Raw genomic sequence first — 23,292 nt, 5'->3', positions numbered from 1 at the left:
TACTCTCATTAATATATTTTTATTATATGAAAAATAATATGGTAATTCAAGTGTACAACAGATAGGACAAAGCGATAGATAGAAATAGGGTAATGGATCCGATTATCAGAACTGACCTGGTAATGGAAAAAGATCGCTTGACTCCGTATTCCTCATGGGCATCCTTAGTATCGTCCAGATCGTCAAACTGGGAAATGTACTTTCCTTGTTTCGTGCTGTTCCGGAATCTCTTAAGGGCATACACGACCCCATTGAAAAATCCTTTTTGGAATATATATAGGAGGGAACCTGCAGCAACATACGTTATTCCGATGATAAACAAGCTATCTATAATAGAGAGAAGCATGTTTTTTCCCTGAAATATAGCAGTGACGAAGGCGATGATGAAAAACAGCAGGGTAAGTAAGTAGAAAAAATTTAATCGTTTCATAGTTCTCCTTAAAATGATTTTTATCAAAAGTATACATGAAGCCCTAAGAAGATTTCAATCATTCATATATATTCAAGCCATCATGCATTGTATGGTGAGGGAGAACATAAATCCGCATAAGGAGTACACACTTGAAACTTCAGCAAAATCATAAAAATATGAATAGAATAAAGTATGTATTCTATTTTTTATATTTAGTCTTGTATATTTATAATTATAATAGAAACGGAGCTCTTAATTTTTACCTGACAGCCAAAATAAGACTAGGTTATATGCTGGGTAATTTACATTTGTAACAATTGTAATGGGACAAACTCTCTAAAACATTCACCTAAAATCCTTTTATACCAACGTTTTGGCATCAATATACCTACTAATCTGATAATTTAGGAAAAAAACTGTTAAATTCATATTGCAATAATTTCTCTATCATGTATAATAAGTAACAAATCTTCTGAAAATTAGAAGATAAATAAATATGAGATTTTCGAGGAGGTCAATTTCAAGATGAAGAAAAAGTTTTCATTCTTGCTAGTTCTTCTTCTGGCTCTAAGTACTTTCTTAGCTGCTTGTGGCGGCGACAAGAAAACTGAGGGCAATGAAGGAGCATCTGGCGAAGGCGGCGAGTCCGCTGAAAAAAGAGAACAGGTACTTAACTTGCTTGAGAGTTCTGAGATCCCATCAATGGACTCTACTCTAGCAACTGACGCTGTTTCATTCAAAGTAATGAACAACGTATTTGAAGGTCTTTACCGTTTAGGTGAAAATGATGAAGCTGTACTTGGTATGGCTGCAGAAGAACCACAAATCAGTGAAGATGGTAAAACATACACGTTCAAAATCCGTGATGCTAAATGGTCAAACGGTGATGCAGTTACTGCAAACGACTTCGTTTACGGTTGGCAAAAAGCTTTAAACCCTGACACTGGTGCAGAGTATGCGTACATCATGTACGATATCAAAAACGCTGCAAAAGTAAATGCTGGTGAAGTTCCAGTTGAAGAATTAGGTGTTAAAGCGGTTGATGAAAAAACATTAGAAGTTCAGCTTGAAACAGCTGTTCCATATTTCAAAGCTTTACTTTCTTTCGCAACTTTCTATCCTCAAAACCAAAAGTTTGTTGAAGAAAAAGGCGATAAATTCGGTCTTGAAGCTGACACTGCAATTTACAATGGTCCATTCACACTTTCTGAGTGGAAGCATGAGCAAAGCTTCAAATTAACTAAAAACGACGGTTACTGGGATGCAGAAACGGTTAAGTTAAAAGAAGTAAACTTTAACATTGTTAAAGATACTGCTACTGGAGTTAACTTATACGAAACAGAAAAAGCGGATGTCGCTGGTCTTTCTGCTGAATTTGTTGACAAATATAAATCAGATGAAAACTTCAAAACAAAGGCTGATACTGCGGTATTCTTCCTTCGTTTAAATCAAAAGAATGAAGTTATGGCTAATGTAAATGCTCGTAAAGCATTTGATGCAGCTTATGACAAGCAAGGAATGGTTGACGTTCTTCTTAACAATGGTTCTATTCCTGCGTACTTCTTAGTACCAAAAGATTTCGTTTCAGGTCCGGACAATACGGAGTATCGTGAAGCTGTAGGTGATTTCGGTGGTTTCGATCCTGAAAAAGCTGCAGAACATTGGGCAAAAGCGAAAGAAGAGTTAGGTAAAGATTCTATTGAATTAGAACTATTAAACTATGACTCTGACAGCTCTAAGAAAATCGGTGAATTCTTAAAAGAACAATTAGAGCAAAACTTAGAAGGATTAACTGTTTCAATTAAAGCACAACCATTCAAGCAAAAGCTTGAGTTAGAATCTAAAGGTGATTATGATGTTTCATTCGCCGGATGGGGTCCTGACTATCCAGATCCGATGACATTTGTTGACATGTTCGTTACTGATGGTGCACATAACCAAATGGCTTACTCTAACCCAGAGTATGACAAGTTAATCGAACAAGCTAAAGGTGAACTTCTTGATGATCCGGAAGCTCGTTGGCAAGCAATGGTTGACGCAGAAAAGATTCTTTTCGAGGATCAAGCGATCAGCCCGATGTACCAACGTGGAACTGCTTTCCTAGAGCGTCCATATGTTAAAGGTCTGTTACGTCACTCATTTGGTGCAGATGCATCATACAAATGGGCTCACATTGAGTAATCGTTAGCTCAATTAACAAACCTTCAGAGGAGAGTGTATGCGTGAGCATACGCTCTCCTTTTCCAGTGAGTGTCGAAAATTATCAAAAAAGTAGAAATATATTGAATATTTGTCGAAAATCGATATAATTAAAATGTAGAAAAAAAAAGATAAAAAAGGGGGGCTAAAGAATGGTCAGATATACAATTCAACGTATCGTCTATATGATCATCACTTTGCTTATCATTGCAACCGCCACTTTCTTTCTGATGAAGCTCCTACCTGGATCTCCACTACAAAACACAGAAAGGCTGACTCCGGAACAACAACAAATCATCCTGGATAAATACGGTCTGAATGACCCGATGCCAGAACAATATGTGAAATATATGGTTGGGTTGGCAAAAGGTGATTTAGGATTGTCCTTCCAATATGACAATCGTCCAGTAACACAAATTCTTGGAGATCGTATTGGTCCTTCCGCACTTCTTGGATTCCAAGCTATGATATTAGGTACATTCTTAGGGCTACTTATTGGAATTATTGCAGCAATTAAACACAACACATGGTTAGATTATGGTTCAACATTCCTTGCTGTACTGGGTATATCGATTCCTTCCTTCGTATTCGCAGGACTCCTGCAGTATTATGTTGGGGTTAAACTTGAATGGCTGCCGGTAGCATTATGGGGAGAATACAAACATACTATTCTTCCAACTTTAGCATTGACGGTGTTTGTAGTAGCGACCATTGCTCGTTTCATGCGTACTGAAATGCTGGAAATATTAAACTCCGATTATATTTTACTTGCAAAGGCAAAGGGGATTTCCCAAACTTCTACAGTTGTAAAGCATGCTGTTAGAAATGCTTTAATCCCGATTGTTACGATTCTTGGACCAATGACTGTTGGTGTAATGACAGGATCTCTTGTTGTTGAACGTATTTTTGCTGTCCCTGGTCTAGGGGAACAATTCGTTTTATCTATTAACACCAATGATTACACAGTTATTATGGGTATTACCCTCTTCTTTAGTGCTTTATTCATTGGTGTAATCTTCTTGGTAGATATTCTTTATGGAATTATTGATCCGCGTATTCGCTTAGCTGGAGGGAAGAAATAATGGAAGCAAACAAAAAGAATTTAGATCAACTTAGTCCAGAACTCTTCCAACCTCAAAAGGCTAGGGAAGACGAGTCAGAGAAAATTTCGCGTCCGAGCTTAAATTTCTGGCAAGACTCATGGATTCGTTTACGTAAGAACAAAGGAGCAATTGCTGGGATTATTATCACGGCAATCATTTTCTTCTTTGCCGCTTTTGGTCCAATGATGAACGAGTACAAATTTAGCGATCAAAATATCAGGCATGCAAAGCTGCCTCCAAAAATTGAAGCGCTTTCAGGGATCAGCTGGCTCCCTTTTGACGGAAAAGATGCAGATGGTTTTGATGTATATGAAGCAAGACAAGTTAAAGAAAACTATTGGTTTGGTACAGATGACTTAGGACGTGACTTATGGACACGTACATGGAACGGTACCCGTATTTCACTTTATATTGGTATTCTTGCAGCGATCATCGATTTTATCATTGGAATTTCATATGGTGGAATTTCTGCTTATTATGGTGGAAAAGTCGACGATGTCATGCAGCGTATTATTGAAATCCTTGTCGGGATTCCAAACTTAATTGTTGTTATTCTCTTTATCTTGATATTCGAACCTGGGATATTCTCGATAACCATGGCCATGGTAATAACAGGTTGGACCGGCATGGCCCGTATCGTCCGTGGACAGGTACTTCAATTAAAGAACCAGGAATTTGTTCTTGCTTCCCGTACTTTAGGAGCAACCAGCAACCGTTTGATCTTTAAACACCTACTTCCAAACGTAATGGGACCTGTTATCATTACCACGATGTTCACAGTACCTGCTGCGATTTACACAGAAGCATTCTTAAGCTTTATCGGATTAGGGATTGCTCCTCCAAGAGCATCACTGGGATCATTGGTTAATGATGGGTACAAATCAATTCAGTCATTTCCGCATATGATGCTTGTTCCATCAGCTGTCATCTCATTAGTTATCTTGAGCTTCAACTTAATGGCCGATGGTCTGCGTGATGCACTAGATCCGAAAATGCGTAAGTAATGGAAGGGAGATTATGAATATGTCAAAAATTTTAGAAGTGAAAGATCTACACGTCTCCTTCAATACGCATGGAGGAGAAGTTCAGGCTGTCCGAGGTGTAGATTTCCATTTAGATAAAGGTGAAACACTAGCGATCGTTGGTGAATCTGGTTCCGGTAAATCAGTTACTACCAAAGCGATCATGAGATTGATTCCAAACCCGCCAGGCTTCATCAAGGGTGGAGAAATGTTATTTGAAGGTAAAGACTTAGCGAAATTACCAGAAAAGGATATGCAAAAAATCCGTGGGAAAGATATCTCTATGATTTTCCAAGATCCGATGACGTCTCTAAACCCTACAATGACGATTGGTAAACAGATCATGGAACCGCTGGTGAAGCACCAGAATATGAGTAAAAATGATGCGAAAAAACGTGCCATTGAGTTACTTAAACTTGTTGGTCTGCCTAGCCCTGAAACACGCTTTAAGCAATATCCTCACCAATTCTCAGGTGGTCAGCGTCAGCGTGTCGTCATCGCAATCGCCCTTGCTTGTAATCCGAAAATTTTGATTGCCGATGAGCCGACGACGGCATTGGATGTTACCATCCAGGCTCAGATCCTTGAATTAATGAAAGATTTACAAACAAAGATAGAAACTTCCATTATTTTCATCACTCACGATCTTGGAGTTGTTGCGAACGTAGCTGATCGTGTAGCCGTTATGTATGGAGGACAAATTGTTGAAACAGGAACAGTGGATGAAATTTTCTACGATCCACGCCACCCATATACGTGGGGATTGATCGGTTCCATGCCGACAACAGAAACAGAAGGTGAGCAGGAGCTGGTTGCCATTCCTGGGACTCCACCGGATTTATTAAATCCACCTAAAGGGGATGCATTCGCTCTTCGCAGTGAGTATGCATTGAGAGTAGATTTTGAACAAGAGCCGCCATATTATAAGGTTTCAGATACTCATTATGTGAAGTCCTGGTTACTGCACCCGAGTGCTCCAAAAGTAGAGCCGCCTGAAATCGTGAAATTAAGACATAGACAAATGCCTTCTAATTATAAAGAGCCGGTACTTGTTGAGGGGGTTCGTTCATAATGGCAGAAAAATTATTAGAAATTAAGAATTTAAAACAGTACTTTAACCCGGGGAAACCGAATATGGTGAAAGCTGTCGATGATATCAGCTTTGATATTTATAAAGGGGAAACCCTTGGCCTGGTTGGTGAATCAGGCTGCGGTAAATCAACGACTGGTCGTACGATTATTCGTTTGTATAATGCCACGGACGGCCAGGTTCTCTTTAATGGTGAGGACGTTCATGGTAAAAAATCACGTTCACAATTAAAGAAATTCAACCGTAAGATGCAAATGATCTTTCAGGATCCATACGCAAGTTTGAATCCTCGTATGAAGGTCGCGGATATCATTGCTGAAGGTATCGACATTCATGGACTGGCTTCTTCCAAAGAAGAACGCTTAAAGAGAGTTCATGACCTGCTTGAAACAGTTGGTTTGAATAAAGAGCATGCCGGTCGTTATCCACATGAATTCTCCGGTGGTCAAAGACAGCGTATCGGGATTGCACGTGCCCTTGCAGTAGATCCGGACTTCATTATTGCCGATGAGCCAATTTCGGCTCTTGACGTTTCGATTCAGGCACAGGTAGTTAATCTTATGCAAGAGCTTCAGAAAGAGAAAGGCTTAACGTACTTATTTATCGCCCATGACCTTTCCATGGTAAAATACATCAGTGATCGCATCGGGGTTATGTATTTTGGTAAATTAGTCGAGTTGGCTCCAAGCGATGCCCTTTACAAGAACCCGTTACATCCTTATACACAATCTCTATTATCAGCGATTCCGTTACCGGATCCAGAGTATGAGCGCACACGCAGAAGAAAAGAATATAATCCTTCAGTTCACAACTATACAGAGGATGATAATCTTGAAATGCGTGAAGTGGCGCCTGGACACTTCGTGTATTGCTCAGACAAAGAGTTTGCGCAGTATAAAGCTCAGTACAAAAGTTAATAAGTGTAGAAAAGCTCCCTTTAATGAGGGGAGCTTTTTTCATTGAAGAGCTAGCTTTATTCTTTTTTCACATGAAATTCATACAATATATAGAAGATTATTAATTTCCTCGGAAATTTCGACAGATTAAGTATAATATCCCTTTTCTTTCAAGTTATTTCCTTGTTAGAATAGATATGGTGTTACATATTTTACTAGATAGCTTATTTAATAGAGGAGAGGTTAATTTTGAAATGGAGTAAGGTAGCGACATCCTTATGTTTAGTCACATTGTGCGTATTGCCGTTCCAAACAGCGAGTGCAGAAGGAGACGGGGCGGTAGCCCATGAGAAGAGAAGTCTTTCTTTAAGTAAGAAGGAAATTGGAAGTCCGGCTCCAAGATTTGCATATGATTCCGGCTTTAAGTTTGAATATCCTGATGCGGTAAGAGGGGTTTATGTTACAGGTCACTCTGCAGGTGGAGCGAGATTTGACAGCTTAACGAAACTAATGGATGATACGGATCTAAATGCCATGGTTATTGATATTAAAGATGATCACGGATATGTTACATACGAACCCGATGAATCTTCTCCATACGCTAAAGTAGGTCAGCCTTATATCAAAGATCCTAAAGCGATTTTAAAGACACTTGAAGAAAAACAGATTTATCCGATCGCAAGAATTGTGGTATTTAAAGATACGGTTTTGGCGAATGAGAAACCCGAGCTTTCCTTTAAAGATGGAGGTCAGGTATGGAAAAATGGCAGAGGAGAATCCTTTGTGAACCCATTCCTGAAAGAAGTGTGGGATTATAATGTGGGAATTGCAATCGAAGCAGCCAAAATGGGATTCCAGGAAATCCAGTTTGATTATGTCCGTTTCCCAGAAGGCTTTGAAAAACGTGATGATGAACTACAATATAACGGTGGCGAATATGCTAGTCAAGACTCAGATAATGTACAAAAGCGTGTGCAGGCCGTAACAGACTTTGTAGAGTACGCGCATGAAAAACTTGAGCCATATGGAGTTAAGGTTTCTGTGGACATTTTCGGGTATACAGCAACGCTTCCAGAGGCACCTGGGATTGGACAGAACTTCTCAAAGATATCTGAAAACGTCGATGTGATTTCATCCATGATCTATCCAAGTCACTGGACACCGTACTTTGGAATCGCAAAGCCCGATTTACAGCCTTATGAATTGGTTTCTGAGTATGCTAAGCTTGAAAATTCTAAGTTAGCAGAATTAGATAACCCGCCTATTTCAAGGCCATGGCTGCAGGATTTCACTGCTTCCTGGTTAGGAAGTGGAAACTATAAAGCCTACGGAAAAGCAGAAGTTGAAGCGCAGATTAAAGCATTGAATGATCAAGGCATTAAAGAATTCCTTTTATGGGATGCCGGTAATACGTATACAGAAGGTGTAGATTATACACCATGATCGAAAAGACCGACCTGGGAAGTTTCAGGCCGGTCTTTTCTTAATGAGGCTTTTCGATTTGAAAAAATACTCAATCATTGTTATCATTAAAGTATTGGTAAGATTAACCGCTTTCAACCACATTACCCTCTTCATAGGTATTTCAAGCCTATGATTCCGTATTTCTTATCCCACGGATGAGACTAACATCTAACATAAACATTTTTTTTCTGAGAAAGATAATTGTATCCCGTTATTCAATGTCACCCAAAATTCTTTAAAAGGAGTAGATCCATGCATTGGTATGAAAAGTTAAATCAGTATTTCCCGGTAGAGGAAATGAAATCAAAAGAACACCTTGAGTCATTACTCAAAGAAAGAAGCGACATCTATCATAAAGATGAGGGACAATACCACGTACTTATGTATGTCGAACTTGATGATTTTATCTTTATCGATTATCTTTTTGTCTCAAAGGATGCACGCGGCCAAGGCTTAGGTCATAAGTTGCTCGGGAAGTTAAAAGAAAAGAATAAAGCAATTATTTTAGAAGTAGAGCCAGTAGATTATGAAGATACTGACACGGAAAAACGTTTAAAGTTCTACAAGCGTGAAGGATTCGAACATGCTGTCAGCATCGGATATGCACGTCGATCTCTCGCTACTAATGAAATCAATGAAATGGAAATCCTTTATTGGGCTCCAAATAACGAATCAGAAGATCTGATCTTCAATTCTATGAAGAAAACATATGAATTAATCCACACTTATAATGATAAGAAGTTTTATGGTGCGTCTTACCAGCCGGTTGAAGAAGTCTTGAAGAAAGACAAAGACCGTGATGGAGATGTACTGAAAAACCTCTAAACAAAAGGCTCTTTTTGTAAAGATAGTTGCTAGTTTAGAGAAGAAAGTAGTAGTTGATTTCCGCTCTTTCCGCGGGGCGGGCGGTGAGCCTTCTCGGCTACGCCTGTGGGGTCTCACCTGTCCCGCTTCTCCCGCAGGAGTCGAGCACCTTCCGCTCCAATCAACTTTCTTTAGCATGAGTTTTTTTCAAATGGAACCAATATAAAAATTTTAGAACACAATCTCTTTTAAAGAGAGCAGTGGTGCATTTCCTTTTGAGGACGAGAAATTCTGGTTTCTATTAGAATGTTTTTGTCACATTTTTTGTCACGAAAAGTCTCTTATAGATGGCGAGGGGAACTGCGTAGACTCCTGCGGAAGAACGGACGTGCCGAGACCCCGTTCGGCTAAGCTGAGGAGGCTCGGCCGTACGCTAGCTGCAAGCGGAGCGGTTCCCCTCACCAACCCAGCACACACCGATTGACAGAGCCCCTGGCCGATCTTATTTTATAAAACAACAAGCTTTGTGAAAAGAGCCAAACAAAAAACCTCATTGTCCATTCGCAATAAGGTTTTCTAAATGAAAAAATGAAAATGTTCTATATCATGTTTAGGCTCTTTTTGAATCGGGTAAAGCCATTGTAGAAAGAGATTATATAGTGTATGTTAAACCTATGTATAGGAAATTTGACAAATTGGTTAAAACTATGTTCAAGGGACAGTAATTCATGTATAATACATAATAGAGATTTCTTATTTAAACTTATTTTAATTTACAGTCGATGTTTAAATGAAATACTCTATATAATAAAAAATCCTTAAGGGAGTGTGAATGATTCGTGGTTACATTATTCACTTCACCTAGTTGTACATCTTGTCGTAAGGCAAAAGCTTGGTTAGAAGAGCATGAGATTCCATATACAGAGCGTAACGTATTTTCTGAGCCATTAAGCATTGATGAAATTAAGGAAATCCTGCGTATGACTGAGGACGGAACGGATGAAATCATTTCAACTCGTTCTAAGACATTCCAAAAGCTTAATGTAGACTTAGAAACTTTACCACTTCAAGAACTGTTCGAGCTTATCCAGAAAAATCCTGGCCTTTTAAGACGTCCAATCATCTTGGATGAGAAACGTCTTCAGGTAGGATACAATGAAGATGAAATCAGACGATTCCTTCCGAGAAAGGTTCGCACATTCCAACTTCTAGAAGCTCAAAGAATGGTAAACTAAAGTATTCTTGCATTCTCATCATATTATCAATGTTTGAGAATATATAAGGAAAAAGGGGCTGACCCTTTAAGGAACGTTGCGTATCCTTTCGGGTCAACCCCTTTTATATTAGTATAAGTATTAACACTTGAATTTTCTGCAAATATTCGCTAAAATGTCAAAAACACGTTAAATAGTGGGATTTGTGAAGAAAAAAATGGGTGTTATTTTTATTCCATTTTCAGTGTTTATATCATAAAATAGAAGTACAAGGTACAAACTAACCTAAATGTATCTTCTATCTTCACCAGCAACCGAGCAAAATTGCTCAGAGGGTGTAGTCCCTTCACCAACATCATGCAAGAAGGGAGAGGTGTTAATTGGAAATCGAACGCATTAATGAAAATACGGTCAAGTTCTATATATCATATGGAGATATAGAAGATCGCGGCTTTGACCGCGAGGAGATCTGGTATAATCGTGAAAGAAGTGAAGAACTCTTCTGGGAAATGATGGATGAAGTTCATCAAGAAGAAGATTTCGGAATTGAAGGACCGCTATGGATTCAAGTTCAAGCGTTAGATAAAGGGCTTGAAGTACTGGTTACAAGAGCTCAGGTTTCAAAGGATGGTCAACGATTCGAGTTGCCTATTCCAGAGGATAAACTCAAGGAACTTCCTGTAGATGAACGCATAGAGGAACTTCTGGATCAGCATTTCCAAATCAAGCAGGATCAAGATGGAGAAGCAGAAGTGGCACTGGATTTCACATTGAAGTTCAATGATTTCGAAGATGCGGTTTCTTTATCCCATCGAATGAAAGACATGCCTTTAGATCATTTAGAAACAAAGCTGCTTGCATTCGAAGATAAATATTTTATTTACGTTAAATTTTCAGAAGAGCACTTCTCTGAAGAAGATATCGACAATATGTTAAGTATACTACTTGAATATGCGGATGAGTCACGAATGACCGTTCATCGCCTAGAAGAGTATGGAAAAGTAGTCATTAATGAACATGTGTTTGGGACATTAAGTGGACACTTTTCGTAAGGATCATACCGGTTTCATTTAGAAATCGGTATTTTTTTATTTATTTAGTATCATTAAGCCAGTGGAAGGTGTTAGAAGTATGAAAAATACAGTGAGAGTCCTCATATTTATTGCTGTTCTCGTGTTAAGTTATTTTTTTTATTTTGATCAATACCTTTCAGGTATGGTCAAATATATTAGTCTGGTTTTTACTTTCTCTGTAATTGTGATAGGATTTCTTATCTTCTTTGAGAATCGTCATCCCACTCAAACATTAACATGGTTAGTTGTTTTAGGTGCTTTTCCATTCCTTGGTTTTATCTTCTATTTATTGTTTGGCCGAAACTACCGGAAAGAGAAAATGTATAAGAAGAAGTACATATTGGACAAGGAAACCTACAATAAATTTGAGCCTGGCCCTAAGGAAATGAACGCTGAAATGTTTGGTTTGTTTCAGGAAAAGCACTTTCAGCTTGCTCAGCGAATAGGAAACAGTGCCATTTCTTTTTCCAGTGAAACGAAGCTTTTAACCAATGGTAACGAGACATTCGGAGAAATCCTGAGGTGGTTAAAAACTGCCAAGCATCACATTCATATGGAATATTATATTGTCCGTCATGATGATATTGGAAATCAGATTAAAGATATCCTTATTGAACGAGCCAATGATGGGGTGAAAATTCGCTTTCTTTATGACGCGGTTGGGGCTTGGCAATTATCAAAGGATTATATTGCTGAATTAAAAGATGCAGGGATTGAAGTGGTTCCGTTTGGTCCCGTCAAAATTCCTGTTCTTAATAATAAGTTTAATTTTCGAAATCATCGCAAGATCATCGTCATTGATGGAAGTATAGGATTTGTTGGGGGACTTAATATTGGCGATGAGTACTTAGGTAAGAATCCACATTTTGGTTTTTGGCGGGATACCCACCTATTTGTAAGGGGTGAAGCGGTTCGCACGTTGCAGCTCATCTTTCTTCAAGATTGGTATTATATGACGAATGACGATTTCTTGACTCCAGGGTATTTAAGTCCTGATCCATTGGAAAATGCAAACGATGGTGGAGTTCAAATGATTGCAGGAGGACCTGATAATGAGTTGAGCGTTTTGAAGAATATCTTCTTCTCTATGATCACTTCTGCAAGAAAAAGCGTATGGGTTGCATCACCTTATTTCATACCGGATGATGATATTTTCTCAGCACTTAAAATTGCTGCTTTGAGTGGTGTGGATGTAAGGTTATTGGTTCCCCATAAGCCTGATAAACGAATTGTGTTTCACGCTTCACGATCTTATTTCCCGGATCTTCTCGAAGCAGGAGCACGAATCTTCGAATATCAAAAAGGCTTTATGCATAGTAAGATTGTTATCGTTGATGAAGAAATGGCATCAATCGGGACATCAAATATGGATATGAGAAGTTTTCATTTAAACTTTGAAGTCAACGCATTTCTATATAAAACAGAAAGTACTGACTCTCTTGTGAAGGAGTATTTACATGACTTAGAGGATGCAGAAGAACTGCAGCTGGAAGAGTTTCAAAAGAGACATCTTGGCTACAGGTTATTGGAATCCACTTCACGCTTAATGTCACCTCTATTATAAGATGAAGCCTTCAAGTGATTTTTTTCTTGAAGGTTTTTTTTGAAGGATTTTCACGACTTTTGACGAATAATTATTGAAGGAGGTGTTCTATGTTAACAGCTTTATTTCAAGAGAAAGTGTTTTCAACCATCCTTTACTCAAGAGAGGAATTAAAGAGTCTGCGAAGTAAGCGTCATATATTTCTCTGTCCTCATTGTTCATCCGAAATGAATCTTCGCATCGGAAACCAAAACGTTCCACATTTTGCTCATCTTTCACACTCCCATTGTGAGATCGGCAAGCAGCATGAGTCACCGCGACATCTGCTTAGTAAGCAACTGCTATATGAAAGGTTAAGAGAGCATTATTCGGAGGTGAAGGTTGAATATTATGTAAAAGAAGTTCAGCAAATCGCTGATGTTTATGTAAAAACGGAATCGAAAAAAATTGCCATTGAGATTCAATGTTCTTCCATTCCCATTCCCGACATCCTTTCTAGAACTCAAGGATATCACAGTCAAAACATCACTCCGTTTTGGATGCTTACTCAACCGGTGACAGTAAAGCAAAAGGGATTATTGCATTTACCGTCATTTCAGCAAGCATTTATCCGGTATTCACCCCATTTAAACCATTTCCTTCTCCATTTTTCTCCTGAAGATAGAAGCTTTAAATTATTTACTCATCTCATACCTGTTTCAGTCTCAGCTTTTATTAGTGCAGCACCTGTCAGGATCCCTATCGAGCAATTTACTCTTCCTTTGTCCATTCCACATTCTACAGTTCATCATCCATATCTATTAAAAAACTGGAATCAATTCCGAATGAAGTGGATCTATAATAAACTTCATTACAGTAAAGCGAAAAGCGATATATTTTTACGGGAAGTGTATAGAGAAGGTGATACGTTTCTATATTTACCTTTGTTTGTTGGTATGCCAGTATCCCCTCATGGAATCCATTTTAAGAATCATGCGATCGAGTGGCAATACTATATATGGAAGGATTGTATGAAGAAGGATCGGTTTATTTCAGAGGAAAAAGTAGTTGAGGTGATAAAAAGAAGAATGGATAGAGGTTATTTAGAATTCCGTTCGCTTCCTTTTGTATGGGGGGACCAACTACTAAAGGAAATAGTAAAGAGTTATTTGGCTCTCTTGAAGGATATGCAGGTGGTCAGAAGGATGGAGGATGGGCAATATCAGCTCTCTGGGCCGTGGAATTGTCCAGACAACTTTTCAGGTTTCGAAAAGCATCAGCATGATTTTTTTTCTAAATGGAAGCATATATTAAAAAAGGTCTAACAAAGATTGTTTTGTTGCAGGAAAATCTTAGATAAGAGAGAATGTAACTATAAGGAATTTTCTGTAGATTTCAGAATGGAGGATGTATATGTCAAAAGATACAGCTACGAAAAGTCTGCCTGGCAGGAAAGAGGTAGATGAGAAGTTAACGTGGAGATTGGAAGATATATTTGAAAGTGATGAAGCGTGGGAAAAAGAATACAAAGCAATTAAAGAGTTAACGGGTAAAGCAGACGAGTTTAAAGGAACTTTAGGTGAGAGTGCAGATCAGCTTTATAAAGCATTTGCCTTCCAAGATGAAATTATGGAACGTATGGGTAGGGTGTATACATATTCTCATATGCGCTATGATCAGGACACAACTAATTCATACTATCAAGGACTCGATGACCGTGCCAAAAGTCTTTATACACAGTTAGGGAGTAAATTTGCCTACTTAGTACCTGAAGTGCTTTTGATTGAGGAAAGTAAGCTTCAAGGATTTCTTAACGAAAAGGAAGAGCTGAAGCAATACAATCATGCTTTAGAAGAAATTAATCTCCAGCGTCCACATGTTCTTTCAGCGGATGAAGAAGCATTACTTGCTCAAGCTTCCGAAGTGTTCAGTGCGGCGAGTAACACGTTTGGTATGCTGAACAATGCAGACATGGAGTTTCCGAGCATTAAAGATGAAAACGGGGAAGAAGTTGATATCACACATGGCCGTTTCATTCGTTTCCTTGAGAGCAGCGATCGACGCGTACGGGAAGAAGCGTTTAAAAAGGTGTATGAAACATACGGCAAATTCGAAAATACGTTTGCCTCTACATTAAGTGGAGCAGTGAAGAAAGATAATTTCGTCGCAAACGTAAGACATTACGATTCAGCAAGACATGCGGCATTATCAAATAACAATATTCCTGAACAGGTGTATGATAACCTGGTTGATACGGTCAATAAGAACCTTCATTTGTTGCAGCGCTATGTAAAGCTTCGTAAGAAAGTATTAAGCTTGGATGAAGTTCATATGTATGACCTATATACACCGTTAGTGAAGGAAGTCAAGATGGACATCAGCTATGATGAAGCACAGAACATGATCCTGGATGGCTTAAAGCCTTTAGGAGAAGAATATGCCAATGTCCTGAAAGAAGGCTTTGATAACCGTTGGGTGGATGTTGTCGAGAACAAAGGAAAAAGAAGTGGTGCATACTCTTCAGGAGCATACGGCACCAACCCTTATATCCTCATGAACTGGCAGGATAATGTAAACAATCTATTTACATTGGCTCATGAATTCGGACATAGTGTTCACAGCTATTATACGCGCAGTGCTCAGCCGTACACGTATGGGCATTACTCCATCTTTGTTGCCGAGGTGGCTTCTACGTGTAATGAAGCTTTATTGAATGATTATCTATTAAATACAATTGATGACGAGAAAAAACGTCTGTACCTATTAAATCATTACCTGGAAGGATTCAGAGGCACCGTTTTCCGACAAACCATGTTTGCTGAGTTTGAACACCTCATTCATAAAAAAGCCCAAGAAGGAGAAGCTCTTACTTCTGAATTTCTAACAAAAGAATATTATGAATTAAATAAGAAATATTTTGGAGAAGACATCTCGATTGATGAAGAGATTGGATTGGAATGGGCTCGAATTCCTCACTTCTACTACAATTACTATGTTTATCAATATGCAACCGGCTTCTCGGCTGCGACCGCTCTCAGTCAGCAAATCCTTGAAGAAGGAGAGCCTGCCGTAGAACGCTACATCGATTTCCTGAAAGCGGGCAGCTCTGATTATCCTATTGAAGTACTGAAAAAAGCAGGAGTGGATATGACAACCTCCAAGCCGGTTGAAGACGCATGCAAAGTCTTTGAAGAAAAGTTGAATGAAATGGAAGAACTGCTTAAAAAATTACAGTAAATAGAGATCAGGTGCCTATTGGTTTAAACATAAACTCCCCTTAGAAAGGAATTCCTTTCTAAGGGGAGTTTTATTTTTGGGGAATTTTTCGAAAGAAAGGTCCGTCCCTCATTTCATTGATTTGAATCCTTTGAAGCGGTTGCGGTTTCCGAGAGAGTGGAAGAAGAGTAGGAGTGAGAGAAAGAGGATCGGGGATGTTATATAGATTGGAACCAGGCGCATGAGTCCGAGGACGTTTATGAAGAAGCTGATCAGGATTAACAGCAGGAGGATTCCATATTTTATTTTTAGTGCCATAGCATTTCCCTCCGGTGATAAGTTGTCTTATACACATATATATGAAGGAGGGGAGGGGAACATGAATGGTTTTTGACAATATTGTGAAATACCATACAAACAGCTTGCCAATACAAGTGTATGCGTGATATATTATCAGTGTGAAGTTGATCACAAGCAAACATATACCCCTTAGTTTGACCGTGAAAAATTTCTCCCATCCCCTTTGTTCGTATTGAAAAACCGATGTTGGAAACAACATCGGCTTTTCTTGTTTATACGGTTATTTTAATATATTGAAATAATTAACCGCTTATATATTTCCAGAAAGTTCCGTGCTTTGCAGGGAGCCTCTTTACTTTTTGCTGAAGTGTCCATTTCTTCATTTGCTTTTCTACTTCTTCTATAGATAAATCATAGACCACGGCTATTTCCTTCGATGCCACTACACGATAATATTTCATGAATACTTCCAGTGGAGGCAATGGTTGCTTATCAGGCTTCTCCCCAAGCATTTCTTCAATAATATGAACATATACCTCGTAGGAATACAATCCCGTGATCTTTAAGCCTTCATCTTCAATATTTTCATTAAAGAAGACCAATGTAGGAATTTCTTCTACTTCCATCTCAGATGTGATCTTTACATCACACTGAAAGGCTTTGGACGCAGATGATGAATTGATATCGTTCATAAATTCACTCAAATCAAGCTTGGCGGCTTGAGCACACTCCTTGAGTACCTCGATATTTGAAATGTCCTGTTTCTGTAAGAATAATCTTTCCTGTAAAAACCTTAGAAACCTGATACCCGAATGCTTTCCTTGAAGCTCGGCAGCTTTAATGGCGAAAGAAGCAAGATAAGGTGAATCAATTGGATTATCTATCCATAAGCTTCCGTCGCATGACATTCCCGAACGGCTGGCTGTTTTATCCCATTTCTGGGCTAAATCTTCCTGCTTACGTTTGGTTGCAAGGTTTAAAGAAGCAAGCTGTCCACTCAAAATGTAACGAATACGAAAGTATTGTCCGTATTCAATGTGCAATTTTTTTAAGATTGGTTCCAGTGCCCAGCATTCCGGGCAAAGAGGGTCAACAAACATATATATTTCCAGAGGTTTCTTATCATATCCACACCCTTTTAGGTGATGCCAGCTATTTGTTCTAGTCAAGGCTAGTACCCTTTGGTGTTTCTGTATTCACCATATGATGGGCGGTTAATACGAGTCTGTGAAAAAAGTCATCTCTCACTGGACCCTCTAGATTGACTTCATCCATTGCCTCGTGCATACAGCTTAACCAAGCCTTTGCCCGTTCTTCTGTGATGGGAAATGGCAGATGCCTTGCGCGTAGCATGGGGTGACCATGCTCCTCTGTGAAAAGCGAAGGACCACCTAAATATTGAGTGAGAAATTGTTTTTGTTTGCGAGCTGTCTCGGTTAAATCATCTGGGAATATTGGTGCTAACTCGGGATGATTCGCTACTTTACTATAAAAAGCTTCAACGAGCATGGAGAGTTTCTTTTCGCCGATAAGATTATAAGGCATTTGTGGTTTCTCGACCATAAGAATGACTCCTTTTTACTTAGATTGTATGTTTATTCTAGCAAGCATTTATTTATATCTCAAACAAATCGCCTTACATCAACTTATTATTCCTAAATTAGTGTAGCCTTCTTTCTGATGTCTATCCCGATTCCGGGAAGTTTGTGGGGGATGGTGCAGGTGGATTTAAGAGGAGATAGGGCTATCAGACTTTAGTTTTATGTCTTAAATCTTAATAGGAAAATACATAAGAAAAGGCTGACCAGGAAGTAGAGGTCAGCCTGCTCTGAGAGGTCATGCAAAATAGCGATCGGTCACTTTCTTTACATAAGCAGTGGTTTCTTTAAACGGTGGGATGCCGTTGTATTTATCAACATTTCCGGGACCTGCATTATAGGCAGCTAGAGCCAGTTTAACGTCCCCATTGTACTTATCGAGCATCTGCTTTAAGTATTTCGTTCCGGCGAATACGTTTTCTTCCGGGTCAAAGATATTGTTTACGCCAAGCCCCCTTGCTGTACTGGGCATGAGCTGCATTAATCCGGATGCCCCTGCATGACTAACGGCATTAGGGTTGAAGTTGGACTCCTGTTTAATGACCGCTTGAATCAGTTTTATGGGGATACCATAGTGATCGGCCGCTCGGGAGATGATTTCATCAATCTCCTGAGGAGCATTCCGGTTCGGTTTGTTTAAAGCGGAAAGTCCAGGAGGAGGAGGTGAAATCGAGAAGGCTGTTCTGGTTCCCAGTGCCTCTTTAACGGCCCCTAATGTTTGGTTTATATTTAAATGGTTCTGGTTAGTGTGAAGTGCCTGATTTAAGAGTTGTTGAAATAGATCACTGGATTGGCCAGTGTTTTGCTGAACAGAAGATACTGAACCCAAGCTGTTTAGAGCTTGCAACTCCATCATCGTTCTCAACTGCTGAACATTCATGAGTATAACTCCTCTTCTGGAAGACTTTTATTTATATACTATATCGGTAATCCTCACTACTTTTTTAATTTTTCCAAATAAAAACGTTTGATTTTATTATCCGTTTTACGAAGTGGAATGTTTAGTTCCTTCAGTAAGTTCAGGAATATAGTTTCACCTGAAATACGCTCTTTCACTTCATATTCCAGCTCATAGTCTTCCTTTTGTAAATATGAGCTCTTATCGAAGACCAGGAGCCCGGCTTTGTAGTCGATTTCAGCCCGGCTTGTCGTCAGCGTTCCGAAATGGTGAAGGGATTGAGTGGGGATTTGAAGGGAAATCAGAACATCTTTGACTTCTCCTTCAGGGAATGCCCCTTGATGTAAAAGAGATTCAGACTCTTCTATTGTTAACCTTTGGTTCGTTTCTAGTAGATCCTCTTCTAAAGGGGTTTTTAAGGTCAGCGTGTAAGTCCCGTTCTTCTCCCGAATTCTTAAGGCAGATTGATTACCCTTTAATTGATAGTCTGGCGTATCAAAATAGTGATTGTCTTGAGATAAGAAATCTTCCTCTTTTATTTGAAAATGAGAGGTTAATCGCGTAAATTCATCTTGTGTTACTAGATTCTTGAATTCTATTTCAATTTCCTGTGCCATGAAAAGCATCCTTTCCTTGCATACTTCTTCTATTATCTCTTTAATAAAAGAGAACTTCAATGTTTAGATGAAATGGTTGTCTTATGTTAAAATGATACTGATTGTTTAATGGAAGGATGAAGAAAAGCATGAGGAAAATAGTTCAATTTAAACACACAACTTATGAAAACGGTACACTATACTTACATACCGACCAAGCAGATCTCCTGCAAGGGACAACTGCAGCTGGTCAAATTATTGCAGACTCCGATCGCTATGCTTTCGTATACTTAGCAGAAAATGAAGAGGAATATGTTTACTTATACCTTGAAGAGTCGATTTGGGATGAATTGAAAAAAGCACTTCAAGAAAAGAGTGCCGTTATTGCAAAAAGCAATGATTATTCTTTGGAGTTGGATCAATTCACTGCAGAGCTCGACTATCTTGTGGCCAATATAGAAGGAAATGGGAACTACGGTGACGAAATGGTTAAAAAGGTAGAGAGCGTATTTCTTGATAAGTAGTCACGTGACGTAAAGAGGTGAGGAGAATGAATCACTGGGAACAATTTTTAGCTCCCTACAAGCAAGCGGTTGACGAATTGAAGATTAAGCTTAAAGGGATGAGGGGAGAATATGAACTTCATAACACACATTCTCCCATTGAATTTGTGACTGGAAGAGTAAAGCCAATCGCGAGTATTCTTGATAAAGCAAATCAAAAAGGGATCAAGCTATCGAATATTGAAACAGAAATGCAAGATATCGCCGGACTCAGGATGATGTGTCAATTCGTGGAGGATATTCATGTGGTAGTGGAAAAGCTACGTGGGCGGAATGACTTTACTATTATAGAAGAAAGAGATTACGTGACCCATAAGAAACAAAGTGGATACCGTTCCTATCATATTGTCATTGATTATCCGGTACAAACGATTCACGGAGAAAAAAATATTCTGGTAGAAATCCAAATCCGGACACTTTCGATGAACTTTTGGGCTACGATAGAGCATTCTTTGAATTATAAGTACAGTGGACAGATTCCCGAGCAAGTTCGTCTTCGCATTCAAAGCGCTGCTGAAGCTGTCTTTCGACTGGATGAAGAAATGAGCCTGATTCGTGAAGAAATTCAGGAAGCCCAAGTCATATTTACAAACAAAAAGGAAAAGGATCAACGGGGGAAAAGCTCCAAACCAAATCAGCAGTGACTTGAAGGGGGTACACGAATGAAGTTCGCGATTACATCAAAAGGTGATTCGAAGTCCAATACATTAATGCACAAAATGAGGACCTATCTCCAAGATTTTAATTTAACCTATGATGATGACCAACCGGATATCGTCATATCGGTTGGAGGAGATGGGACGCTGCTTTATGCATTTCATCGCTACAGATCCCGGTTAGATAAGACAGCATTTGTTGGTGTACATACAGGACATCTCGGCTTTTACGCCGATTGGGTGCCGGAAGAGATCGAGAAGCTCGTGATCGCCATAGCGAAGACACCTTATCAAATTATCGAATACCCATTATTAGAAACGATCATCCGCTATCAGCATGGAGGGAAAGAAACCCGTTACTTAGCGCTAAATGAATCGACGGTCAAAAGTGTCGAAGGAACCCTGGTCATGGACGTGGAGATCAGGGGCCAGCATTTTGAACGATTTAGAGGAGATGGACTCTGCTTATCGACTCCATCTGGTAGTACGGCTTACAATAAAGCACTTGGCGGGGCAATCATTCACCCGTCTCTTCCAGCTATTCAATTTGCGGAGATGGCTTCCATCAATAATCGTGTATTTCGTACCATCGGATCACCTTTGATTTTACCAGCACATCATACATGCATGCTCAAGCCTGTGAATGGACCAGATTTCCTGGTCACCATCGACCATCTATCTCTTCTTCATAAAGATGTGAAGAGCATTCAATATCGTGTCGCTGATGAGAAAATCCGTTTTGCCCGCTTCCGTCCATTCCCGTTTTGGAAAAGGGTGCATGATTCATTTGTGGCTGATGAATAACTCGGGTTTAGGAATTGTACGGTGAAATTCTATACATTGAAATGGGTTATCCCTTCTTCCTATGACGGGAAACTGATGAGAGAGTTTCTAATCGATCAGCAGATTTCAAAGCGTACACTGACTGCTGTGAAGTTTGATGGAGGGACGATAACCGTTAATGGAAAAGAAGAAAATGTCCGATATGACCTTATAGAAGGGGATATTCTTGAGATGAGGTTCCCTGAAGAAAAAGGGAGTGAGTCCTTAGTTGCCGAAGAGATTCCATTGTCAATCATATATGAGGATGGGGATGTTCTCGTAGTAGATAAGCCATGGGGGATGAAATCATTCCGACTAAGAATGAGTCGACAGGAAGTCTCGCCAATGCCATAGCCGGTTATTATGAGAGGGTCGGTATTTGTTCAACTGTTCATATCGTTACTCGATTAGATAAGGATACATCAGGGCTTGTTCTAATAGCAAAACACCGCCACGTTCATCATTTATTCAGCCTTCAGCAGAAGGGGCGGGAAATTAAGAGAACGTATGAAGCTTTAGCAGAAGGTTGGTTGGACTCGGACATTGGTACGATCGAAGAGCCTATCGGCCGGAAACTGGATAGTATCATTGAAAGAGAAGTGCGGCAGGATGGACAGTATGCCCTGACACACTATAGAGTGAAAAAGCAGTTCAAGGGTTTCGCTCATATTGAATTGAGATTGGAAACGGGGAGAACTCACCAAATCAGGGTTCACATGTCATTTATCGGACATCCACTGGCAGGGGATGATTTGTATGGAGGTAGTGTGGAGCTGATGGGAAGGCAGGCTCTGCATTGTAAGAAGCTGTCTTTTTTTCATCCTGTCAAGAAAGAATGGGTGCATTTGGAGGCTGTGATGCCTCGGGATATGCGGATTTTGCTTGAAAGACAATGAAAAAAGAGATTCTTTTTCAGTTGAACTGAAAAGAATCTCTTTTTTTGGTGTGTGGAGTGGGAACAAACACTACCACCAGCACTACCATACCACCTTATTCAAATCTCCGAAACTTCTCCTCCACAAAAGGCATGCTCGACCCCACACTCACCACTTCGATCTCGGGGTATCTCAAAGCAGTCAACTTCCCTCCAAACACAGCCCCTGTATCAATATTCGCAGTCTTATTAAGGATCCGGGCCTCTTTTACCGGGGTGTGGCCATATACGATCCACGCTTCACCTTTATAATCCGAAGCCCAATCTTTTCTGACCGGCGTCCCGTCTTCATGCTTCTCACCTGTGATGTCACCGTACAGAACAAATGTTTTCACCCGATTATTCTGCTTTCCGATCAGCTCTTCTTTTATACCGGCATGGGCGATGATCAGCTTTCCGTCATCCAACACGTGATATAAAGGGGACTGTTCATACAAGGAGAGAAACATATCCCGATAACGGTCTCTTTCACTCCGGGGAAGGGCACTCAGTTCCGCTACTGTCGTTTCTAGCCCGTGCAGGATCTTCACATTATTCCCGAGGAAGTAGCGATAGAGTTTATTACAATGGTTTCCAGGGACATAGTAAAGAGATCCTTTTTCAAACAGGTTAAAGACCGTTGAAATGGTCTGAAGCGAGTGATGACCCCGGTCAGTTAAATCCCCTACAAAGCCGAGCAGCCTTCCTTGGGGATGAACGGGGAGACCGGATGTCCAATCGTAGCCTAACTTTTTTGTTAATTCTTTAAACTCTTTATAACATCCATGAATGTCTCCGATTATATCTATTTTCATAGGATACCTACTTTCCTGTGGCATTTTTCTTTTCTTTTCGCTTATTTTATGCCATATTAATGATTCAGTCTTTCATATCGAGCGGATGTTTATTCATATTTCTCTTATAAGTTCCG

The 23,292-nt window shown here is 39.6% G+C and carries 24 protein-coding genes and 1 other annotated feature (1 of these 25 only partly in view); of the genes, 17 read left to right on the top strand and 7 right to left on the bottom strand.

The window, feature by feature from the left end; all coding sequences use genetic code 11:
• Nucleotides 1-2, bottom strand: a binding site (T-box leader) (it extends 231 nt beyond the left edge of the window).
• A 44-nt stretch (nt 3-46) separates the two neighbouring features.
• A complete protein-coding gene (locus AC6CIB_RS16325) occupies nt 47-430 on the bottom strand; it encodes a DUF3899 domain-containing protein (protein ID WP_498282422.1) in 384 nt (127 codons plus the stop codon).
• 507 nt (nt 431-937) lie between these two features.
• On the opposite strand from AC6CIB_RS16325, the gene AC6CIB_RS16320 reads away from it, so the two are divergent.
• From AC6CIB_RS16320 to pepF, 12 genes are all read left to right on the top strand, one after another.
• A complete protein-coding gene (locus tag AC6CIB_RS16320; RefSeq protein ID WP_498282420.1) occupies nt 938-2,593 on the top strand; it encodes a peptide ABC transporter substrate-binding protein in 1,656 nt (551 codons plus the stop codon).
• A gap of 170 nt (nt 2,594-2,763) precedes the next feature.
• Nucleotides 2,764-3,693: an oligopeptide ABC transporter permease gene (opp3b, locus tag AC6CIB_RS16315; protein ID WP_498282418.1), complete on the top strand. Its 930-nt coding sequence runs from the start codon at nt 2,764-2,766 to the stop codon at nt 3,691-3,693.
• Complete coding sequence (gene opp3C / locus AC6CIB_RS16310) at nt 3,693-4,718, top strand: oligopeptide ABC transporter permease (protein WP_498282416.1); 1,026 nt, start codon at nt 3,693-3,695, stop codon at nt 4,716-4,718. The genes opp3b and opp3C overlap by 1 nt, the downstream gene beginning before the upstream one ends.
• A gap of 19 nt (nt 4,719-4,737) precedes the next feature.
• Nucleotides 4,738-5,808: an ABC transporter ATP-binding protein gene (locus tag AC6CIB_RS16305; protein ID WP_498282414.1), complete on the top strand. Its 1,071-nt coding sequence runs from the start codon at nt 4,738-4,740 to the stop codon at nt 5,806-5,808.
• A complete protein-coding gene (locus tag AC6CIB_RS16300) occupies nt 5,808-6,743 on the top strand; it encodes an ABC transporter ATP-binding protein (RefSeq protein ID WP_498282412.1) in 936 nt (311 codons plus the stop codon). The genes AC6CIB_RS16305 and AC6CIB_RS16300 overlap by 1 nt, the downstream gene beginning before the upstream one ends.
• 228 nt (nt 6,744-6,971) lie before the next feature.
• The gene (locus AC6CIB_RS16295) at nt 6,972-8,165 is read left to right on the top strand and encodes a putative glycoside hydrolase (RefSeq protein WP_498282410.1); all 1,194 of its coding nucleotides are present in this window, start codon (nt 6,972-6,974) and stop codon (nt 8,163-8,165) included.
• A gap of 273 nt (nt 8,166-8,438) precedes the next feature.
• On the top strand, nt 8,439-9,011 hold the full coding sequence (locus tag AC6CIB_RS16290; RefSeq protein WP_498282408.1) for a GNAT family N-acetyltransferase: 573 nt from the start codon (nt 8,439-8,441) through the stop codon (nt 9,009-9,011).
• Between the two features lie 818 nt (nt 9,012-9,829).
• Complete coding sequence (spxA, locus tag AC6CIB_RS16285; protein WP_032089161.1) at nt 9,830-10,225, top strand: transcriptional regulator SpxA; 396 nt, start codon at nt 9,830-9,832, stop codon at nt 10,223-10,225.
• A gap of 359 nt (nt 10,226-10,584) precedes the next feature.
• Nucleotides 10,585-11,256 (top strand): adaptor protein MecA, encoded by a 672-nt coding sequence (gene mecA, locus AC6CIB_RS16280; protein ID WP_498282406.1) that lies wholly within the window; start codon nt 10,585-10,587, stop codon nt 11,254-11,256.
• A 79-nt stretch (nt 11,257-11,335) separates the two neighbouring features.
• On the top strand, nt 11,336-12,841 hold the full coding sequence (gene cls, locus AC6CIB_RS16275) for a cardiolipin synthase (protein WP_498282404.1): 1,506 nt from the start codon (nt 11,336-11,338) through the stop codon (nt 12,839-12,841).
• Nucleotides 12,842-12,930: 89 nt separating this feature from the next.
• Nucleotides 12,931-14,124, top strand: a complete 1,194-nt coding sequence (locus AC6CIB_RS16270) for a competence protein CoiA (protein ID WP_498282402.1) — start codon at nt 12,931-12,933, stop codon at nt 14,122-14,124.
• Nucleotides 14,125-14,212: 88 nt separating this feature from the next.
• Nucleotides 14,213-16,036, top strand: coding sequence for an oligoendopeptidase F (gene pepF, locus AC6CIB_RS16265; protein WP_498282400.1), 1,824 nt, complete (start codon nt 14,213-14,215; stop codon nt 16,034-16,036).
• A gap of 108 nt (nt 16,037-16,144) precedes the next feature.
• On the opposite strand, the gene AC6CIB_RS16260 is transcribed toward pepF, so the two are convergent.
• The 5 genes from AC6CIB_RS16260 to AC6CIB_RS16240 all read right to left on the bottom strand — a co-directional run bounded on the left by AC6CIB_RS16260 (nt 16,145) and on the right by AC6CIB_RS16240 (nt 19,428).
• Nucleotides 16,145-16,333, bottom strand: coding sequence for a hypothetical protein (locus AC6CIB_RS16260; protein ID WP_498282398.1), 189 nt, complete (start codon nt 16,331-16,333; stop codon nt 16,145-16,147).
• Between the two features lie 284 nt (nt 16,334-16,617).
• The gene (locus AC6CIB_RS16255; RefSeq protein ID WP_498282396.1) at nt 16,618-17,484 is read right to left on the bottom strand and encodes a ClpXP adapter SpxH family protein; all 867 of its coding nucleotides are present in this window, start codon (nt 17,482-17,484) and stop codon (nt 16,618-16,620) included.
• Complete coding sequence (locus AC6CIB_RS16250) at nt 17,477-17,878, bottom strand: globin domain-containing protein (RefSeq protein WP_498282394.1); 402 nt, start codon at nt 17,876-17,878, stop codon at nt 17,477-17,479. Before AC6CIB_RS16250 ends, AC6CIB_RS16255 begins: the two co-directional genes overlap by 8 nt.
• Before the next feature lie 273 nt (nt 17,879-18,151).
• Nucleotides 18,152-18,793 carry a lytic transglycosylase domain-containing protein gene (locus AC6CIB_RS16245; RefSeq protein WP_498282392.1) on the bottom strand — a complete coding sequence of 214 codons (642 nt, stop codon included), beginning with the start codon at nt 18,791-18,793 and terminating at the stop codon, nt 18,152-18,154.
• Between the two features lie 56 nt (nt 18,794-18,849).
• Entirely contained in the window at nt 18,850-19,428 is a 579-nt protein-coding gene (locus tag AC6CIB_RS16240; protein WP_498282390.1) for a CYTH domain-containing protein, read from the bottom strand.
• Nucleotides 19,429-19,556: 128 nt separating this feature from the next.
• Here AC6CIB_RS16240 and AC6CIB_RS16235 point away from each other — a divergent pair, with 128 nt between their 5' ends.
• From AC6CIB_RS16235 to AC6CIB_RS16215, 5 genes are read left to right on the top strand one after another with little or no spacing between them, the layout of a single operon-like run.
• A complete protein-coding gene (locus AC6CIB_RS16235) occupies nt 19,557-19,931 on the top strand; it encodes a UPF0738 family protein (protein ID WP_498282388.1) in 375 nt (124 codons plus the stop codon).
• A 26-nt stretch (nt 19,932-19,957) separates the two neighbouring features.
• A complete protein-coding gene (gene yjbM / locus AC6CIB_RS16230) occupies nt 19,958-20,614 on the top strand; it encodes a GTP diphosphokinase (RefSeq protein WP_498282386.1) in 657 nt (218 codons plus the stop codon).
• Between the two features lie 18 nt (nt 20,615-20,632).
• Nucleotides 20,633-21,430 carry an NAD kinase gene (locus tag AC6CIB_RS16225; protein ID WP_034763479.1) on the top strand — a complete coding sequence of 266 codons (798 nt, stop codon included), beginning with the start codon at nt 20,633-20,635 and terminating at the stop codon, nt 21,428-21,430.
• Between the two features lie 21 nt (nt 21,431-21,451).
• A complete protein-coding gene (locus tag AC6CIB_RS16220) occupies nt 21,452-21,802 on the top strand; it encodes a hypothetical protein (RefSeq protein ID WP_498282384.1) in 351 nt (116 codons plus the stop codon).
• Nucleotides 21,742-22,344 carry an RluA family pseudouridine synthase gene (locus AC6CIB_RS16215; protein WP_498282382.1) on the top strand — a complete coding sequence of 201 codons (603 nt, stop codon included), beginning with the start codon at nt 21,742-21,744 and terminating at the stop codon, nt 22,342-22,344. The genes AC6CIB_RS16220 and AC6CIB_RS16215 overlap by 61 nt, the downstream gene beginning before the upstream one ends.
• 94 nt (nt 22,345-22,438) lie before the next feature.
• On the opposite strand, the gene prpE is transcribed toward AC6CIB_RS16215, so the two are convergent.
• Nucleotides 22,439-23,176: a bis(5'-nucleosyl)-tetraphosphatase PrpE gene (prpE, locus tag AC6CIB_RS16210; RefSeq protein ID WP_498282380.1), complete on the bottom strand. Its 738-nt coding sequence runs from the start codon at nt 23,174-23,176 to the stop codon at nt 22,439-22,441.
• Nucleotides 23,177-23,292 lie beyond the last annotated feature (116 nt).

This window comes from Rossellomorea sp. GQ25 (assembly GCF_059758515.1).
This window is presented reverse-complemented; position numbering and strand designations above follow the sequence as displayed.

Bases quoted from the DNA above. Each gene is read 5' to 3' on its own strand.
- AC6CIB_RS16325 (WP_498282422.1), bottom strand. From the start codon at position 430: ATGAAACGATTAAATTTTTTCTACTTACTTACCCTGCTGTTTTTCATC.
- AC6CIB_RS16320 (WP_498282420.1), top strand. From the start codon at position 938: ATGAAGAAAAAGTTTTCATTCTTGCTAGTTCTTCTTCTGGCTCTAAGT.
- opp3b (WP_498282418.1), top strand. From the start codon at position 2,764: ATGGTCAGATATACAATTCAACGTATCGTCTATATGATCATCACTTTG.
- opp3C (WP_498282416.1), top strand. From the start codon at position 3,693: ATGGAAGCAAACAAAAAGAATTTAGATCAACTTAGTCCAGAACTCTTC.
- AC6CIB_RS16305 (WP_498282414.1), top strand. From the start codon at position 4,738: ATGTCAAAAATTTTAGAAGTGAAAGATCTACACGTCTCCTTCAATACG.
- AC6CIB_RS16300 (WP_498282412.1), top strand. From the start codon at position 5,808: ATGGCAGAAAAATTATTAGAAATTAAGAATTTAAAACAGTACTTTAAC.
- AC6CIB_RS16290 (WP_498282408.1), top strand. From the start codon at position 8,439: ATGCATTGGTATGAAAAGTTAAATCAGTATTTCCCGGTAGAGGAAATG.
- cls (WP_498282404.1), top strand. From the start codon at position 11,336: ATGAAAAATACAGTGAGAGTCCTCATATTTATTGCTGTTCTCGTGTTA.
- AC6CIB_RS16270 (WP_498282402.1), top strand. From the start codon at position 12,931: ATGTTAACAGCTTTATTTCAAGAGAAAGTGTTTTCAACCATCCTTTAC.
- pepF (WP_498282400.1), top strand. From the start codon at position 14,213: ATGTCAAAAGATACAGCTACGAAAAGTCTGCCTGGCAGGAAAGAGGTA.
- AC6CIB_RS16260 (WP_498282398.1), bottom strand. From the start codon at position 16,333: ATGGCACTAAAAATAAAATATGGAATCCTCCTGCTGTTAATCCTGATC.
- AC6CIB_RS16250 (WP_498282394.1), bottom strand. From the start codon at position 17,878: ATGGTCGAGAAACCACAAATGCCTTATAATCTTATCGGCGAAAAGAAA.
- AC6CIB_RS16245 (WP_498282392.1), bottom strand. From the start codon at position 18,793: ATGAATGTTCAGCAGTTGAGAACGATGATGGAGTTGCAAGCTCTAAAC.
- AC6CIB_RS16240 (WP_498282390.1), bottom strand. From the start codon at position 19,428: ATGGCACAGGAAATTGAAATAGAATTCAAGAATCTAGTAACACAAGAT.
- AC6CIB_RS16235 (WP_498282388.1), top strand. From the start codon at position 19,557: ATGAGGAAAATAGTTCAATTTAAACACACAACTTATGAAAACGGTACA.
- yjbM (WP_498282386.1), top strand. From the start codon at position 19,958: ATGAATCACTGGGAACAATTTTTAGCTCCCTACAAGCAAGCGGTTGAC.
- AC6CIB_RS16225 (WP_034763479.1), top strand. From the start codon at position 20,633: ATGAAGTTCGCGATTACATCAAAAGGTGATTCGAAGTCCAATACATTA.
- AC6CIB_RS16215 (WP_498282382.1), top strand. From the start codon at position 21,742: ATGGGGGATGAAATCATTCCGACTAAGAATGAGTCGACAGGAAGTCTC.
- prpE (WP_498282380.1), bottom strand. From the start codon at position 23,176: ATGAAAATAGATATAATCGGAGACATTCATGGATGTTATAAAGAGTTT.